Origin of the sequence: Candidatus Aquicultor sp., from assembly GCA_036504445.1 — a bacterium.
Taxonomy (GTDB): domain Bacteria; phylum Actinomycetota; class Aquicultoria; order Aquicultorales; family Aquicultoraceae; genus DASXVE01.
Genome location: DASXVE010000024.1, coordinates 140,271 through 155,703, shown reverse-complemented (window position 1 = coordinate 155,703; position 15,433 = coordinate 140,271). Strand labels below are relative to the sequence as shown.

Here is a 15,433-nt window from a genome sequence, read left to right as displayed (position 1 = left end):
TTGATGGCCAATGTATTCCGGGTTTGCCTCATCAGCGGATCACGCTACATATCCACATCTACTGCTTAAATGCATACATGTTATACGGGTTTTTCGATGAGGCATATAATACCTGATAGATTCTTTATTTTCGCGCTTGCACTTTATATAGACACTTGGATACATTACTATAATGCCTTATGATTTCCGGCTGGAAATGGCGGCAGTTGCGAACAACCGTTTCTGGGGCAGGCTGTAACCCAAACGGCGGTATAAGGCCGCCATATTTGGGTAAGGATAGTAATATTGATGACATCAACTAAGGAGCGGGGTACACGCGTTGAGTACGTGCTTAAACAAATTCCCACAGATTGAGAAACATCCCTATAAAATAATAGCGTTTGACTGGGATGGGACAGCTGTTGAAAATCGAAGTGTTGATGCCACTGAAGTCGCTCATACTCTGGAAGAGCTTCTGAAATTTGGGGTCTATATCGTTGTTATTACGGGGACTAACTTTGGCAACATCAATCGCCAGTTCAGCTCACTTATTAACGGCCCGCACAAGAAAAACCTGTTTATTTGTACCAATCGCGGGTCGGAGGTTTTCGGGTTCGATGACTATTCCGAACCGGTGCTTCTCTATCGCCGTGAAGCGACGGATAAAGAGGAAGAGCTCCTCAGCAAAGTCGCCGAAGCGGTAAAACACGATATCGAGAGCAAGACAAATATACCAATCGATATAGTGTACAATCGCCTCAACCGGCGAAAGATCGACCTTATCCCGGAGTGGGAGAATCCTCCCAAATCGCAAATCGGCGAGTTGCTTGTCAAGACCGAAGAGCGGCTGAAAAATTCTGGGTATCTTGAAGGGATTAAGGGTGCGTACGGTTTAGCCGAGAAGTATTCGCGTGAGTTCGGTCTTAATGACGCGAGGCTTACGAGCGATGTCAAACACGTCGAGGTGGGGCTGACCGATAAATCAGACTCGATGATGTGGGTGATAAACGATCTGGCCAAGAAGCGGAATATCCCCTTTACGGATATCCTTGTCCTTGGCGATGAGTTTGGGCCGATCGCCGGTTTTGAGGGAAGCGATTTCCGGACATACTTCAAGGACATTCCCGGCATAACCTATGTCTCGGTAGGCAAGGAGCCGAACGGTGTTCCTGAAGGTATTTTGCATACCGGCGGTGGACCGGCGTGTTTTCTGGAAATTATTAGAGGCCAGGTCGAGCTACAGCGTAAACTTTCGCTTACCGAAGACCCGGCGTTTTTACTTACCAATGACGGATACGAGCCGCTTAGAGAACACGAAATTGAATCGCTATTTACTATTGGAAACGGGTATTTAGGTACGCGGGGCTCGCTTGAGGAGCGACGCCCTGAATCTGAACCGGGGACGCTCTTAGCGGGGGTATTCGATCGCACGGCCCCGGGCGAAATCGAAGAGCTGGTGCTTGTTCCCGATTGGGTGTACGGCAAGATATATGTCGACGGTAAGCAGCTTGCGCTCGATAATGGACGAAATGTTATAGAGCACCGCCGCATGTTGGATATGAAAAAGGGCGCCATGTGGCGATTCTGGCGGCACCGCGGTGACGGCGGTAAAATCACCCGGGTACATACCGTGCGCTTTGCATCGCTTGCGAACCCGCATGCATTCGCCATGAAGATCATAGTAGAGCCGGAGAACTACCGCGGCGAGATACGGGTTGAAACCGGAATCGAGGTTTGTCAACGTGCCGATATCTTGCTTAAACCGGGTGAGATGCGAACATTGAGCGACGGCAGAGGCGTGTTGATTACGACGAAGACCCGGCAATCCGATATCACCATAGCGCAGGCGCAGTTCAGTAGGGTTGCACAGGGTACGGTGTCCCCCGCATATCTAACGTTTACGGATGCGTACGGCGTGAGCGAGGATTGGCGTTGGCAGGCCGACGTAGGGCAAGCTGTCGAGATCGAGAAATTCGTGAGCATTTACACTACGCGCGATGTAAATGAGCCGGTGCGCATGGCAAGCCAACAAGTACTCGAGTTTGCGAAGTGCGGCTTTAATGAGTTGTTTTTAGAAAGTATCGACGAATGGTTGAGCCGGTGGGATGTCGCCGCTATCACGATTGAAGGCGATGAGGAGGCACAGCTTTGGGCGAATTTTGCCGCGTACCATCTGATAATCGCGGGAACTCCGTTTGATGGGCGTGTTTCGATCAGCGCACGTACACTGACCGGCACCATCTACAAAGGGCACGTCTTTTGGGATACCGAAGTATTCATGCTCCCGTTCTTTATTTATACACATCCGCCGACGGCACGAGCTCTGCTTATGTATCGTTACCACACACTTTCCGGGGCACGAAAAGAGGCAAAAGAGCTCAGCCTTAAGGGCGCTTTATACGCCTGGGAATCGACAAGTACGGGCGAGGAGATGACGCCCGAATACGTTATCGCCCCTACCGGAGAGGTCATCTTGATTCTCTCAGGGAAGATGGAGCAGCATATCAACTCGGCGGTTGCATACGGCGTATGGACGTACTGGACATCCACACGTGATGACGACTTCTTTGTTTCCGCGGGCGCCGAGATTTTAATAGAGACAGCGCGTTTCTGGGCTAGTCGAGCTGAGAAGAAGGATGGCGTTTACCACATTTACAATGTTGAAGGTCCGGATGAGTACCACGAGATCGTAAATGATAGCATTTACACCAATCTGATGGCTGCATGGAATATCCGCGCCGCCGCCGATGCTGTTGAATATATGAAAACGCATCATCCGGAAGCATGGCTTGGGCTTAAGAATCAGGTCAGCTTTGACAATGCCGAGCTTGTACGCTGGGATGATGTTGCGACGCGCATGTACAGTGATATGAATGAGGGCAGCAATATTATCGAGCAATTTGAAGGGTATTTCAAGCTCAAGGATATAGATGTATACGCTTTTGAACCGCATACGGCGCCGCTCGACACCATTCTCGGGCGGGAAGAAACCGCAGCGTCCAGGCTCGTTAAGCAGGCCGATGTCGTGCTGCTTTTGTATCTCTTAGACAATGAGTTTAGCGAGCAAGTCATAAAGGAAAATTATCAGTATTACGAACGGCGTACCGCACACGGCAGCTCGCTTTCACCCAGCATTTACGGGCTTGTTGCTGCCAGGCTCGGGCTTGAGGCGCTCGCTATGCGTTATTTTCACCAGGCCGGTACAATTGATCTATCAAATAATATGGGTAATGCCGCCGGTGGCGTGCACGGCGCCGCACTTGGCGGTTTATGGCAGCAGATTATTATGGGGTTTGGCGGAGTGCATATGCATGATGATGGCCTTTATGTTTATCCAAAGATTCCCGCACAATGGAAGCGCCTGACCTTTACATTGGTTTACAGAGGAACAGAGCTGCACTTTGATGTCGAGCGCGAGCGGCGAATCAAACTTACCATAGGCAGCGGTACCCCACCGGTGGTCGGGATACTTGGAAGACCGCCTAAGGAGCTGGTGTCAAATTCGGTATATAGGGCGGTATGGGATGTCAGCGCATGGCAGGAGTTTACTCAAGACTAAGGGGAGTTATGAGAGAGAGACCGGCGGTAATTGTGCCGCTTGATGGATCGGGAATCGCTACAAACGCACTTGGTGCAGCACAAGCAATGGCGCGCATTATGAACGCGGTGCTTTACATCGTACATGTCACCGGTGAGCCGCTCTCCGAGATGGAGCTTATAGAGCATCTTAAACTCGGACAGCTCAACATCAAGGATTTCTCACTGCACCAGATTATCGGGTCGGATGTTGTCGATGGTGTGTTGCGTTTTGCCGCTGGCGTAGATACGAAGATGATAGTGATGTCGAGTCATGGCTACTCATATAATCCGGAGCACCTGGTTGGAAGCAAAACGTTTGGTGTTGTCACCCGCGCCGTCGACCCAGTGATGGTTATTCGCCCAGACATGAAATTCATCCCCGACGCTTCCTGGACGCCGCGTAAAATGGTCGTGCCGCAAGACGGTACACCGACGGCAGCTGCAGTAATGGACCAAGTGTTCCGGCTCGCGGAGCTTACGGGCGCTGAGGTCGACGTACTCAACATCGGCGTTATGGGAGAGAAACGCCCGGTTGAGCCGGGTACGCTTGTTATCCCCCAGTATCTCGATCACCCGCGCTACGATTGGCCGGCATGGGCTTCGGAATTTGTCGAGCGCTTCTATAAACACCGTCCGCCAGGGATTGACTTGCGTTTGTTTGAACGAGAGGGGTCCCCCGCCCAGGTAATGAATAGTTTTGCTTTAGAAAACGGCGACGACCTTATCGCCATCGGCTGGCATGGGCACTTTGAGGAGCAGCGTGCGCCAATCGTAAAAGAGCTCTTACAGATAGCCGATGAACCGGTCGTCCTCATTTGGTCACGCGAATAATTCTTTAAGCAAGCACATTATTCACAACCTCTACACTTCGTCTTCACATCTTCTTCATATACAAAGCATAAAGTAATAGATAACGAGACGGCATTATTCGTCTTAACCGTTTTAAAAGGAAGTGTGATAGGAAATGCACGGTTTTGGTTATGCGATGCACGGTTTTGAAGGAGCACCGGGCGGTTTTGAGATTGGAGGATTAGTCATGATGATCTCAATGCTTCTTTTCTGGGCTCTCATCATCGGCGCAATTATTTATGCCGCACGTGTGTACAGCGGGCGCCATCCCGCCGCACCGGTAGCACCGGGCGGTGAATCTAAGGCGCTCGAGATATTAAAAGAAAGATATGCCCGAGGAGAGATAGATACGGAAGAGTTCGCAGCAAGGAAGAAAGAACTTACGCAGTAATATACGAGAACCTCATGCAGTAATATACGCAAAGAGCTTTCACGGTAGCTCTCATGAAAACCCCCTAGGAAACAGCAGGCCAAAGGCCTGCTGTTTCATTTTCCCATAACGTTTACCGATAGCCGGTATTTAAAAGAGCGTACTTTACGCGTAGGTTGAAAAACCGTGCGACAGGGGTATATAAGCGGCAGGCCGCGCAATGAGCAGCGTACCTGCTCGCGGAATTCTCGTCTAAGTTACGCTGGCGACTGACTAATATACAGCATCGCAAGGGGGTACATATATGGCTAATGGGAAGCAGGCGCCGAAAATCAGCGTAATCGGCATTGGAAACATGCTGATGGGTGATGATGGTATAGGCATTGCGGTAGCAGAGGCCCTGCTTCCCGTCCTTTCTTCGCACGGCGTTAATGTGGTTACCGGCGGTACCGCAGGGATGGGTCTTATCAGACATTTTCTTGAATCCGATGTTGTCATCGTTATCGACGCGATCGATGCAGGTAATGGTGTGGCGCCGGGAACCATGTTCAAATTCGATCCTGACGAGGCGGGAATTACCAACCTTAGGTCGACCAATACTCACGGCATGGGTGTCTCTTATCTGATTACCAATACGAGGCTTATGGGGGTTAGCCCTAAGGTCGTCGTCTTTGGCATCCAAGTGGGCGATGTGCGTGAGAACGATTGTATTCTCACCGAGCCTGTTGCAGCATCAATGAACCGGGTGTGCGAACTCGTACTCGAAGAGCTGGAGGTATTTGGTATCACGCTCTAACCCCTGCTCTTTACTGCGAATTTTACTTGAAAAGCGCCTGCTAGCTCCACAACATTATGCCTTGCCACATACTTTAAAGCATCTCGAGAATGTGTTGAAAAACAGACTGAGTGGGTATATAGCGACCAACTACATTCTTAGGTGGCCCACTTATGCCGGGCAAAGTTTCTAGGTATAAAAGGGCGTCTTCGGAGCGGACTTATCTTAATGGGGGGGTGGAATATATTGGACGGAAAGATACCATCTTTTCCCGGTATCTCGCGGCGAGATTTTCTGAAGTATTGCACGACGCTTGCCGTGATTATCGGGGCGGGGGAGGCGGCGGCGCCGCAGATCGCCGAAGCCCTCGATGCACTCGCAAAGCGCCCTGCGGTTATTTGGTCGCAGTTCATGGAATGCACCGGCTGCGCGGTTAGTCTCTTACAGAGCAGGACGCCGGATGTAGCGAACTTAATCCTTCGGGATATTTCGCTCAATTACCTGGAAACTGCTATGGCTCCTGCAGGCGACCAGGCAGAAAAGAGTTTTGACGAGACGGTCAATGCCGGCGGCTTCTACTATGTAGTTGAAGGTGCGGTTGCCGAAGGGGTTCCTAAGGCAATCACTGTTCATGGTAAGACCGCTCAAGAGATTTTTGCGGCAACGTACAAAAAGGCGAAGGCTACAATCGCTATCGGAAACTGCGCTTGCTATGGGAATATCCAGGCGGCCGCACCGAACCCGACCGGGGCGGTCGGCACGACCGAGGCGCTCAAAAAGGCGGGAATCGCAAACCCGACTGTTATCAATATCGCGCGGTGCCCGGGTAATGCGGAGGATATGCTGGCGACGCTGGTATATGTACTGCACTTCAACAAACTTCCAGACCTTGATTCCATAGGACGACCACTATTTCTCTACGGGCAAACGGTTCACGACAACTGCGAGCGCCGTGCTCATTTCGAGGCGGGCGAGTTTGTCGAAACCTTTGGCGACGCCAATACGCAAAAGGAATTTTGCTGGTTCAAAGTCGGCTGCAAGGGGCCGAAGACGTTTGCTCCATGCCCGGTTACCCGGTGGAACGGCCACATTAGCTGGTGCGTCCATAACGGGCCATGCATCGGCTGTGCCGAGCCCAGCTTCTGGGACAACCTTACTCCGTTTACACAAGAGGTTGCCGACGTACACCCACCGGTAGCGGGCATATCGACAACGACAATCGGTGAAGTTCTGGGTGTTGCAACGGCGGTCGGTCTTGGCGCACACTTTATCGGCCAGGCGGCAACCGGCCGGTTAGGCCACGGCGGCCCTCCTGAAAAAGAACCGGGCGGGGAAAAGACATATAAACCGAAGGGGGGCAAAAAATAATGGCAAAAGTAGTTATCGATCCAGTTACGAGAATCGAGGGGCATCTGCGCATAACTGCGGTTGTAGAAAACGGGAAAGTGACCGATGCGTGGAACACCGCCACCCTCTTCCGGGGATTTGAGATATTCATGAAGGGTCGCGACCCGCGCGACTCGTGGCATTTCGCACAGAGAATCTGCGGTGTTTGCCCGACACCGCACGGGACCGCATCCGCTATGGCAGCCGAGCATGCCATGGGTATCGAGAAAGTAACGGACAACGCGCGCCTGGTCCGCAACATGATGGAAGCGGCCCAGATCGCGTACGATCATATCCTCTGGTTCTATATCCTCAATGCGTTCGATTACGTTAATGTGCCCAACGCGCTCAACGCCAAAGCGGCAACACCGGCGCTAAAAGCGGTCCAGGACCGGGTTATGGCGGTCGTGAAATCCGGACAACTCGGGCCGTTTGCAAATATGTTCTGGGATCATCCGGCGTATAAACTGCCGGCCGAGCTTGATCTCGAACTCACAGCGCACTATCTTTCGTCTATCGAGATACAGCAGCGGGCAAACGAGGCAACGGCGCTTATGGGCGGCAAGTTTCCAATGATTATGAATAACGCGGCGGGCGGGGTGACGATGCTTCCTCGGGTAGAGGATATTATCTCCTACCAAACCGCGATGCAAGATATTCAGACCTTCATCGATAGCGTTATGTTGCCCGATCTGTTGACGATTGCACCATTCTATAAAGACCTGGCGACCAACGGCCAGGGTGTTGGCAATTATTTATCATGGGGTGTTCTCGATGAGGCAAGCCAAAATCCGGAGGACAGGCTCTTCCCGCGGGGCGCGATTTTTGATCGGAAACTAGCGCTTGAGAAAGTCGATCCGGATCAGGTAAAGATGTTTACCAAGAGCTCGTTCTATGCCGACAGCCAAGGCGCCGGTAAACACCCGCTCGATGCGGGTCAAGAGTTGTTCCAGAAAGACCCGGCACTCCCGCCGCTTGAAGGCAAAGCTCTTCCCGTTAAGAAGTACGATTGGACGCAGGCAGCCCGCTATGGCAGCGACAATCGCCCGATGGAAGTCGGGCCGCTCGCCCAGGTGCTCGTTTCATATCTTGCCGGGCGGCCGGAAGCCAAGACGCTGGTGGATTCAACGCTCAAGACGCTCGGCGTACCGGGCAGGGTCGATCTTTTGATGTCGAATCTCGGCCGTATCGCGGCTCGTGTTATAAAGGCCAAGATTAATGCGGATAACGCTGTTCGCTGGAGCAATGATCTTCTCAATAACGTCAAAGCCGGTAAGACCGATGTATTTACCGATAAGGCGGTTCCGAGCACCGGTACGGGTGTAGGCGCCTGGGATGCTCCGCGCGGTGCGCTTTCGCACTATATGAGAATCGCGAACGGTAAGATCGGCGCTTACGCGGCGGTTCCGGCGTCGAACTGGAATTTGAGCCCACGCGATGACAAGGGCGTTCGCGGCCCAGTCGAAGAAGCACTCGTCGGTATGCCGGTTGTGGACCCAACGAAGCCGCTTGAGATACTGCGGGTTGTGCACACGTTCGACCCGTGAATGGCTTGTGCGGTTCACGTGATTGAACCGGAGCATAACAGAGTTCTCAAGTTCCAGGTCGGTTAGGGGTGATTGAGAATGTCAGGTGAGCGAACAACACGGCAAGAGCATCCGCTGCCCGCGGTTATCATGCACTGGACGCATCTCATATCGATGGCTATTCTTATCTTTACGGGCTTTTATATTCACTCGTCCTTTTTCAATGGCAGCATGGCGGTCGAGCGGCAACTGCACTTCATTTTTGCCTTCGTGCTGATTTACGTGGCGATCATTCGCGTATACTGGGCGTTCTTCGGGCACGGATCGGCATCGCAGGGTAGCCATGTTAAAGAGCGCGATTACAGGTTCTTCCTGCCGCAGGCGCAAAACCGGGGCAAGTTCGGCCAAACAATCCGGTACTACTTATTCCTTCGCAGGACGCACCCGGCAACAGCCAAGTATAATCCCTTACAAAAGGGGACGTATGTCTTCTGGCTGATTCTTATCATATTGCAAGCGATTACCGGGTTCGCGTTGTGGGAACCGACGATGAGCTTTTTCTCACCGCTGACTAATGCGCTCGGCGGATTGAATTGGATGAGGATCGGTCACTACTTTATTACCTGGATATTCATCATTACCATCGCGGTGCATATTTATCTGGTGCTTGCCGAAGACATCAAGCAGTTCCCGCTGATGTTTTGGTGGCGCGCCCAGGATACTTCACCGGCTAAGGAGAAGGCGTAATGTTCGAGGGTGATCAGCAGGCGTAAGACGATTGTTTGCGAGGATGAAGCAAGAGCGCAGGCTTTATAGCCGGCGTGTACAGGAACTAAAAAAGGGAGTTATATGCTCCCCTTTGGTTTATTTCTATTAGCGTAGTTGCCGCCAGGTTTTTACGCTTCTCCCAAATAAGCCTTCCGAACCTCTTCGCTTGCGAGCAGCTCTTTGGCGTCGCCCTGCATAACGATGCTGCCTGTCTGCAGCACGTACCCGCGATTTGCGATAGAGAGCGCCATGTTGGCGTTTTGCTCGGCGCACATGCGGAAGCTTAATAAGTGATGCTACAACACCCGAGCGTAGCTTCGTATGCAGACCGACCATGTTTTCACCGTTAAACAATATCTCGCCGCCGCCAGGCTTATACAGGCCGCTGATAACGTTGAAAAACGTCGTCTTTCCCGAGCCGTTCGGGCCGATTATGCTTAACTATTTCACCTTCATCAATATGGAAATCAAACGCTTTAACAGCGGTTAGACCGCCGAAACGTTTTGTTAATTTTCGAGTTTCAAGTAGAGCAATCGCTAGCTGTTCAGCTCCTCTCGCCCTTGCTCCAGGTCGAACATCACCATGGAGGCTTCTTCAACCGTATGCGAATCCATATCGTGCAGCTCTTTTCGGCGGTAGCTGTTAGGGATAATGCCTTCAGGCCTAAATATCATCACAGCCACCAAAAGCCCGCCGAAGATCAGCATGCGATAGGTATCGAAGTTGAGGAAAAAGTCTTGCAGCTGCTGCGGCCATGAGCTATAGAAGCCCTCGCCAAAGACCGCAGGCAACCAATCGGAAAATGTGTGCCTGATGATCTCGGGCAAGCTATCGAGCGCGATAGCACCGACGATAACACCGGGGATGCTGCCCATGCCGCCTAAAACTACCATACTGACTACGATAACCGAGATCATAAAACCAAAGGTCACCGGGTTTACAAAAGCTTGCAACCCGGCAAATATCGATCCGGAGAAGCCTGCAAACAGCGAGCCGAGCATAAATGAAAGCAGCTTAACCTGCGCCATGTTAATGCCCGAGCATTGCGCGGCAAGCTCATCTTCTCGCAGGGCGTTAAGCGCGCCCGAGCTTCGAGTCCTTCAGGTTGCGAATGATCCAGATGCATATAAGGATGACGGCAAACGCCAGGTAGTAAAACTTCGCGTTTGTATCGATCGTGTAGCCGAAGAGCACCGGGGATTCGCTCGCCCATAAGGCACGATGGCTTAAAGATGAGAACCACCATCAAAATTACGAAAGCGGTTACGTCTTGCCACTGGGTCGGGATCTGGAAACTGGACAGGCCGGTCAAACCTACAATAATAAACAAGAGCAATACGGTATTCGCAGCGCTGATTTTCGCTGATCGTAAGCCATGTAGCTTTACTACGGCATCCTGCTTCTCGGTGAGATACGCTTTAAGGCCGGTTATCCAGCCACCATAGTAGGCTGTTCTGATGCGTTTGCGCCGCCGTTTCTTTTCTTCTTGCGAGAGAGCTTTCTCGCTCTCATCGTAAAGCTCAACTTCAAGCGGTTTACGGGGAAGAATCCAATACTGATACACCAAGCCGACAGCGAGCCCCACGGCCGCTATATAGCTTAGTATGCTAAACGGTAAACCGACGCCGAATACTTCCGCGACGCCGAGTAGCAGGGCGCCGAGCATGGCACCCTGGATACTACCGATTCCGCCGACAGCGGCCAGCGCCGAACAATGTAAAACCACCGGAAACGAATGAGAGTTGCTTGTCGGCCGGCAAAATTGGTACCGGGCCGGTGCCGTAGATAAGCATCAGCAGGTTTTGCAGGAAAATCGACGCGCCGATGGCGCGGGGCGTTCCTCAGCGGCCGATAGGCGATAATCTCAAGCACAAAGCCCGCTATCGCGGTAAATAACATCGATAATATGAACGCAAGAAAGACATAGATAAGTATCAGGTATAGAGACGTTGAATCGGTTACGCCGAAAAGGGTGAAGAATGTCGCACCGAGCAAGCTGCCGATTGCAAAAATTTCGCTATGCGCGAAGTTGATAATCTTAAGGACGCCGTAGATGATACTATAGCCGGGTGCAATAAGCGCGTATATCATGCCGAATGTTATGCCGTTAATTGCAAGTTCTAAAAAATCTGATGGATTCAATGTGTCCCTTTCAAGTAATAAATTCGCCGCAAAGAGGGGTTTTTACGCCCCCTCTTTGCGGCGTCTTACTTATACAAAGCCGGTGCTCCGAACTTGCTTACTTAGCTACCGGAACAAACTTTCCATCTTTGATAACGAACTGAGAAACGCCACCCTTGATCTGGATGTCGCCCTTCTTGGCAAAGCTGAACTCACCGATGATACCTTTGTATTTAATCTTCTTCAGTGATGCGATGACTGCTTTGCCGTCGGTCGTGCCGGCATCTTTCATTGCCCCTATAAGCATGCCAAACGCATCGTATGCGTTTTCTGCATATGGGCCAGGATCTTTGCCGGTAGTATCCTTGTATTCTTTCTGGAATTTGTCATAGCCGGACATCTGGCTTCTGTCGAGGCCGAATGTGACCATCATGCCTTCGACATTTTTCTTGCCGCCGGCCTCTTTAAAGAGCTCTTCCGACTTAGCGCCGTCGCCGCCCATGAATGCGACTTTCTTAAGGTTGGCTTCGATCATTTGCTTGCGTAGCAGACCTGCTTGGCGGTGATAACCGGTAAAGATGACGCACTTGCTGCCGAAGGCTTTGATGTTGCCGATCTGTGCCGAGAAGTTGTCTTGCTTGTCGTCGGTTGCATGCTCGCGTTTTACGCTGACACCTTTGTCTTTAAGGGTTTTCTCAACAACATCGCCGAGCGCTTTGGCATAGTCGCCGCTATCATCCACGACTGTGACTTTCTTGTAGCCATTTGCGGCAGCCCAGTCACCGATGACTTTGCCCTGGAGATCGTCTCTCAGGCAGGTGCGGAAGAAGTTGGTGTGGCCGACATCGGTAAGGTCGGGGCGAGTCGACGACGGCGAGATCATCGCGATGTCTTCTTTCTTGTAAACCGGAAGCGCAGCATTGGTGTTACCGCTGGTCAGGCAACCGATAACGCCGACCGCACCTTTGTCGATGGCGTTCTGGGCTACGACGGCGGCTTCACCGGTCTCACCCTTATCATCCATGGTTAGAACCTTGACCTTGTATTCCTTGCCGCCGATCTTAACGGTGCTGCCAAGATCTTTTGCAGCAAGGTCGACACCGGTCTTAGCGGCAAAACCACAGTCAGCTAGTCCACCGGTTAGTGAGGTATGATTGACGATTATGAATTCTTGCGCTGTAGACCCTGCAGATTTGGTATCAGCAGCCTGTTGTGTGTTCTTCGCGCATCCGCTAACACCGAGTGCGACCGCGAGTACAATTGTTAATAAGATAACTAATAAATACTTTTTCAAATGGACCCTCCTCTCGAATCTAACAACCGATAGCTCTCTATCATAATCCGCCTATTAAATACCCCCTTACCCCATTATGGCTTCGTTACAAAACTGTTACATTCAATATTCATCTTATGGGAGAGCGATTCCTTCTCTTATTTACTGTCAGGCGTAAATAAATCAATCGCTTATAAGTGCTACACGAGCGATACCATCAAATGTGCGGTGTTGGTGGGAATGCCGTTACTATATACGGCGGTATCCTGGTTCGACATAGAGGCGCTTCATCTCACAGGAGTCTCGTCGATTTTTCTAAGCGCTATGCAACCCACAAATACATCATCACATTGCGCTAGGAGCAATTGGCCTATCGGTTTTGAATATTCGCCTGGCAACTCCCTGAGTTCGCGTTGAAAATCGCTGAATCAGGTGCATTCATCGCTTTGCAGGGCATAGCGCAGAAACAATTCTCGTGCCTGGCCGATATCTTCTTCGGTTTGGGCGGGGAAAATCGATAGCATGTGTCAGCAATCCTTACTCCCTCGAAAAATCGCTTCTCGCAATAAGCATAAAGGCAGATCTGCCTGTAATTGGCACAACTAAAAGGTTCGCCTTAACCTTGGGGGGGATACATTTTAAAACAAAAATAGGTAGTGGGTCAGTTTGAATTGGAATGAACTGTAAACTTAGTGGTAGTTTATCGGTTTGGTTAAAGCGGCCAAGTGGGTAATACGATATATCAAGTGGTGATAATAATGATAACAGAACGGGAAAGAATAGATGCAGAGGCACAAGCGTTAGTGTACTCGCAGCAGGTTTTTGCAGGAGCAAAACTCGCCGCTTCCATAACGGTTAAAGATGAATTAGGTGAAGCCGTCTTAGCTGTAGTTAATCAAGAGGGTTGTTCTGCTATAACCGAGGTTGAAGATGGCTGGGCGACCATCCTTATTTATAAATACGATTTTGTTTTGCTGTTATATGAAGAGATGCGGGCTAGGCAGTCTTCTGGACCACCTAGCCTGCTAGACGTGTGGTCTACAGGCAAACTATTTGGATACTCAGATTACGAAATTTCTCAGTACCTACATGACCATGGTTTCGTTGATTCTGTGTCTATGTGAGGATAGACTGCAGAATCCAGTCGGCGCCACTATTTGGGCAGTTATGCATACTGCAGGGCGGGACCTTATTACCCTTGTTAAGGATAATTGTGTTCGGGCAAGCGGTGTGTTTGTATCGACCAGTTTCTGGTGCTAACGAACCTACCTTAACCCTTGTACCAACTTGAGCCACATTATTCACCTCTTTTCTTGTGGAATAAAACCATTGTACTATATTTTTAGCTAGCGTCTATTCCATAAGGCTGGCTAGTTCTTCAACCGTCCAAACATGGTCTGCGATTCCAGCGGCCATAGCTGGCGTGGTTGGGTACTGCTTCGAGAGGCTTTTATGTGGTCTAGCGAAGTCGTAATACATGAAGTGAAGGCTAACCGCATGTGCTAGATTCTCTGCTTTCTTTGAGAAGGCGTTAGTAAGTCTCGTAAACCTTCTCATACCCATGCGCATCGTCAAGTTTTGGCGCTCTACATACGAGGTCGAGACGTGGGCTTTGTCGGGGTTGCCTGCCACGACCTGCACATCGGTTCCGAGGCATTTAGCCGGTGAATACCGCTTCTGTGTTTCAGGTTCGACGCCGTAAATCTTATGCAGCACCGCGTAGTCAATATCGCCACCGAAACTATCTTCAACCGCTTCCAGATATGGCTTGTAGCCGTCTGTAGTAAGCTGAACCTTGTAGCGCAACCGTGAAGCCACATCAGAAACAAACGCCTTAGCGTCTTTACTGTTGCGCTCCCCGACTAAGAAAGAAACAACGAGCTTCGTATCGGCGTCCATAGCAACCCACGTCCACACGTCGCCGTAACCAAATTCGCCCCGGTGTTCTTCGGGTATGTTTTTCTGCTTGGAATAAACAAAGCTCCAAATCTCGTCGAATTGCAGGCGCCTGCATTTGAGATCATGCATAATCGCGTCTTGATAGATCGAGCAACCTTCACCGAGATCGACAAGTAATTTGGCGACGGTGTTCTTAGCGACGCCGGTTATGCGAACCGTGCCCCTAATGCTTGTACCTTCGACAAGGCATTTAATTACTTGTACTCGTTTCTCAACGGATAGCTTGTTCATACTGACCATTATACTTGAGCGGTTAAGCAAAGTAAATACCTTATATTACTTCTTTTTACTTGTTTTCTTCTAAAACACTACTACTTAAAAGGGGCAATCATCATAAAGTGAGCTATCTTGTGGTACTTCTTCGCCTCCTGGGCTGAAATCCTCAGACTGTTCCAGTTCTTCAAAATCGGGGTCATCCTCCCATTCTATCAGGCCAAATGTATTTGGTTCAGGTCTAGCAAATATCTGATTTTTTCTAACATAAAGGCCCAAGGAACCGCTAAGAGAAGTTCTCTCATTGCTGTTTGGTTCTTTACCAATGCCTCTAAGAATATCCATGATATGCATGGGTTTTCCCTGCTCTTTAAGAAATTCTTGGGTTTTCTGAACAGCACTACCTTTTCTCAATACTATTTCTTCTGAACCATTCCCATTCATATAGTCCTTAGGTAGCAGCTTTAAGGCTTCTTGTAAGCCCTGTAAGTAAGCGTTTGCCTCGGCAATCTTGATCTGATAGTCTTGAATTTCCTGTTCTTTTCTCTTAATTCTATCCTCAAGTTTTTCCCTGACGCCCATATTGAACTCCCTTCACTTTTTTCTTGAGCGTATCATAAGGGATTTATGGTAG

16 protein-coding genes are annotated in these 15,433 nt (G+C 50.4%); 9 read left to right on the top strand and 7 right to left on the bottom strand.

Annotated features, from left to right (window positions below; genetic code table 11):
- Positions 1–319 precede the first annotated feature (319 nt).
- The 7 genes from VGK02_06865 (at position 320) to cybH (ending at position 9,211) form a co-directional block, all read left to right on the top strand.
- Positions 320–3,538: a glycosyl hydrolase family 65 protein gene (locus VGK02_06865; GenBank protein ID HEY3374767.1), complete on the top strand. Its 3,219-nt coding sequence runs from the start codon at positions 320–322 to the stop codon at positions 3,536–3,538.
- An 8-nt stretch (positions 3,539–3,546) separates the two neighbouring features.
- On the top strand, positions 3,547–4,389 hold the full coding sequence (locus VGK02_06860) for a universal stress protein (protein HEY3374766.1): 843 nt from the start codon (positions 3,547–3,549) through the stop codon (positions 4,387–4,389).
- Between the two features lie 133 nt (positions 4,390–4,522).
- On the top strand, positions 4,523–4,798 hold the full coding sequence (locus VGK02_06855; GenBank protein ID HEY3374765.1) for an SHOCT domain-containing protein: 276 nt from the start codon (positions 4,523–4,525) through the stop codon (positions 4,796–4,798).
- A 283-nt stretch (positions 4,799–5,081) separates the two neighbouring features.
- Positions 5,082–5,573, top strand: coding sequence for a hydrogenase maturation protease (locus VGK02_06850; protein ID HEY3374764.1), 492 nt, complete (start codon positions 5,082–5,084; stop codon positions 5,571–5,573).
- Between the two features lie 225 nt (positions 5,574–5,798).
- The gene (locus VGK02_06845) at positions 5,799–6,920 is read left to right on the top strand and encodes a hydrogenase small subunit (GenBank protein HEY3374763.1); all 1,122 of its coding nucleotides are present in this window, start codon (positions 5,799–5,801) and stop codon (positions 6,918–6,920) included.
- Positions 6,920–8,485, top strand: a complete 1,566-nt coding sequence (locus tag VGK02_06840; GenBank protein HEY3374762.1) for a nickel-dependent hydrogenase large subunit — start codon at positions 6,920–6,922, stop codon at positions 8,483–8,485. Before VGK02_06845 ends, VGK02_06840 begins: the two co-directional genes overlap by 1 nt.
- Before the next feature lie 78 nt (positions 8,486–8,563).
- On the top strand, positions 8,564–9,211 hold the full coding sequence (gene cybH, locus VGK02_06835; protein ID HEY3374761.1) for a Ni/Fe-hydrogenase, b-type cytochrome subunit: 648 nt from the start codon (positions 8,564–8,566) through the stop codon (positions 9,209–9,211).
- Between the two features lie 126 nt (positions 9,212–9,337).
- Here cybH and VGK02_06830 read toward each other — a convergent pair whose 3' ends face one another.
- Positions 9,338–9,613 carry a hypothetical protein gene (locus tag VGK02_06830; protein HEY3374760.1) on the bottom strand — a complete coding sequence of 92 codons (276 nt, stop codon included), beginning with the start codon at positions 9,611–9,613 and terminating at the stop codon, positions 9,338–9,340.
- Between VGK02_06830 and VGK02_06825 the strand changes: the two genes are divergently transcribed.
- Positions 9,567–9,722 carry a hypothetical protein gene (locus VGK02_06825; GenBank protein ID HEY3374759.1) on the top strand — a complete coding sequence of 52 codons (156 nt, stop codon included), beginning with the start codon at positions 9,567–9,569 and terminating at the stop codon, positions 9,720–9,722. The genes VGK02_06830 and VGK02_06825 overlap by 47 nt on opposite strands.
- A gap of 47 nt (positions 9,723–9,769) precedes the next feature.
- Here the strand turns inward: VGK02_06825 and VGK02_06820 are convergent, their stop codons facing one another.
- The 4 genes from VGK02_06820 to VGK02_06805 all read right to left on the bottom strand — a co-directional run bounded on the left by VGK02_06820 (position 9,770) and on the right by VGK02_06805 (position 12,648).
- A complete protein-coding gene (locus tag VGK02_06820) occupies positions 9,770–10,261 on the bottom strand; it encodes a hypothetical protein (protein HEY3374758.1) in 492 nt (163 codons plus the stop codon).
- A complete protein-coding gene (locus tag VGK02_06815) occupies positions 10,171–10,899 on the bottom strand; it encodes a hypothetical protein (GenBank protein HEY3374757.1) in 729 nt (242 codons plus the stop codon). The genes VGK02_06820 and VGK02_06815 overlap by 91 nt, the downstream gene beginning before the upstream one ends.
- Positions 10,833–11,375, bottom strand: a complete 543-nt coding sequence (locus tag VGK02_06810) for a hypothetical protein (protein ID HEY3374756.1) — start codon at positions 11,373–11,375, stop codon at positions 10,833–10,835. Before VGK02_06810 ends, VGK02_06815 begins: the two co-directional genes overlap by 67 nt.
- 97 nt (positions 11,376–11,472) lie before the next feature.
- On the bottom strand, positions 11,473–12,648 hold the full coding sequence (locus VGK02_06805; GenBank protein ID HEY3374755.1) for a branched-chain amino acid ABC transporter substrate-binding protein: 1,176 nt from the start codon (positions 12,646–12,648) through the stop codon (positions 11,473–11,475).
- 737 nt (positions 12,649–13,385) lie between these two features.
- On the opposite strand from VGK02_06805, the gene VGK02_06800 reads away from it, so the two are divergent.
- Complete coding sequence (locus tag VGK02_06800) at positions 13,386–13,751, top strand: hypothetical protein (GenBank protein HEY3374754.1); 366 nt, start codon at positions 13,386–13,388, stop codon at positions 13,749–13,751.
- Between the two features lie 229 nt (positions 13,752–13,980).
- On the opposite strand, the gene VGK02_06795 is transcribed toward VGK02_06800, so the two are convergent.
- Both VGK02_06795 and VGK02_06790 read right to left on the bottom strand, forming a co-directional pair.
- Positions 13,981–14,817 carry an IS1 family transposase gene (locus VGK02_06795; protein ID HEY3374753.1) on the bottom strand — a complete coding sequence of 279 codons (837 nt, stop codon included), beginning with the start codon at positions 14,815–14,817 and terminating at the stop codon, positions 13,981–13,983.
- Positions 14,818–14,901: 84 nt separating this feature from the next.
- Positions 14,902–15,381 carry a hypothetical protein gene (locus VGK02_06790; protein HEY3374752.1) on the bottom strand — a complete coding sequence of 160 codons (480 nt, stop codon included), beginning with the start codon at positions 15,379–15,381 and terminating at the stop codon, positions 14,902–14,904.
- Positions 15,382–15,433 lie beyond the last annotated feature (52 nt).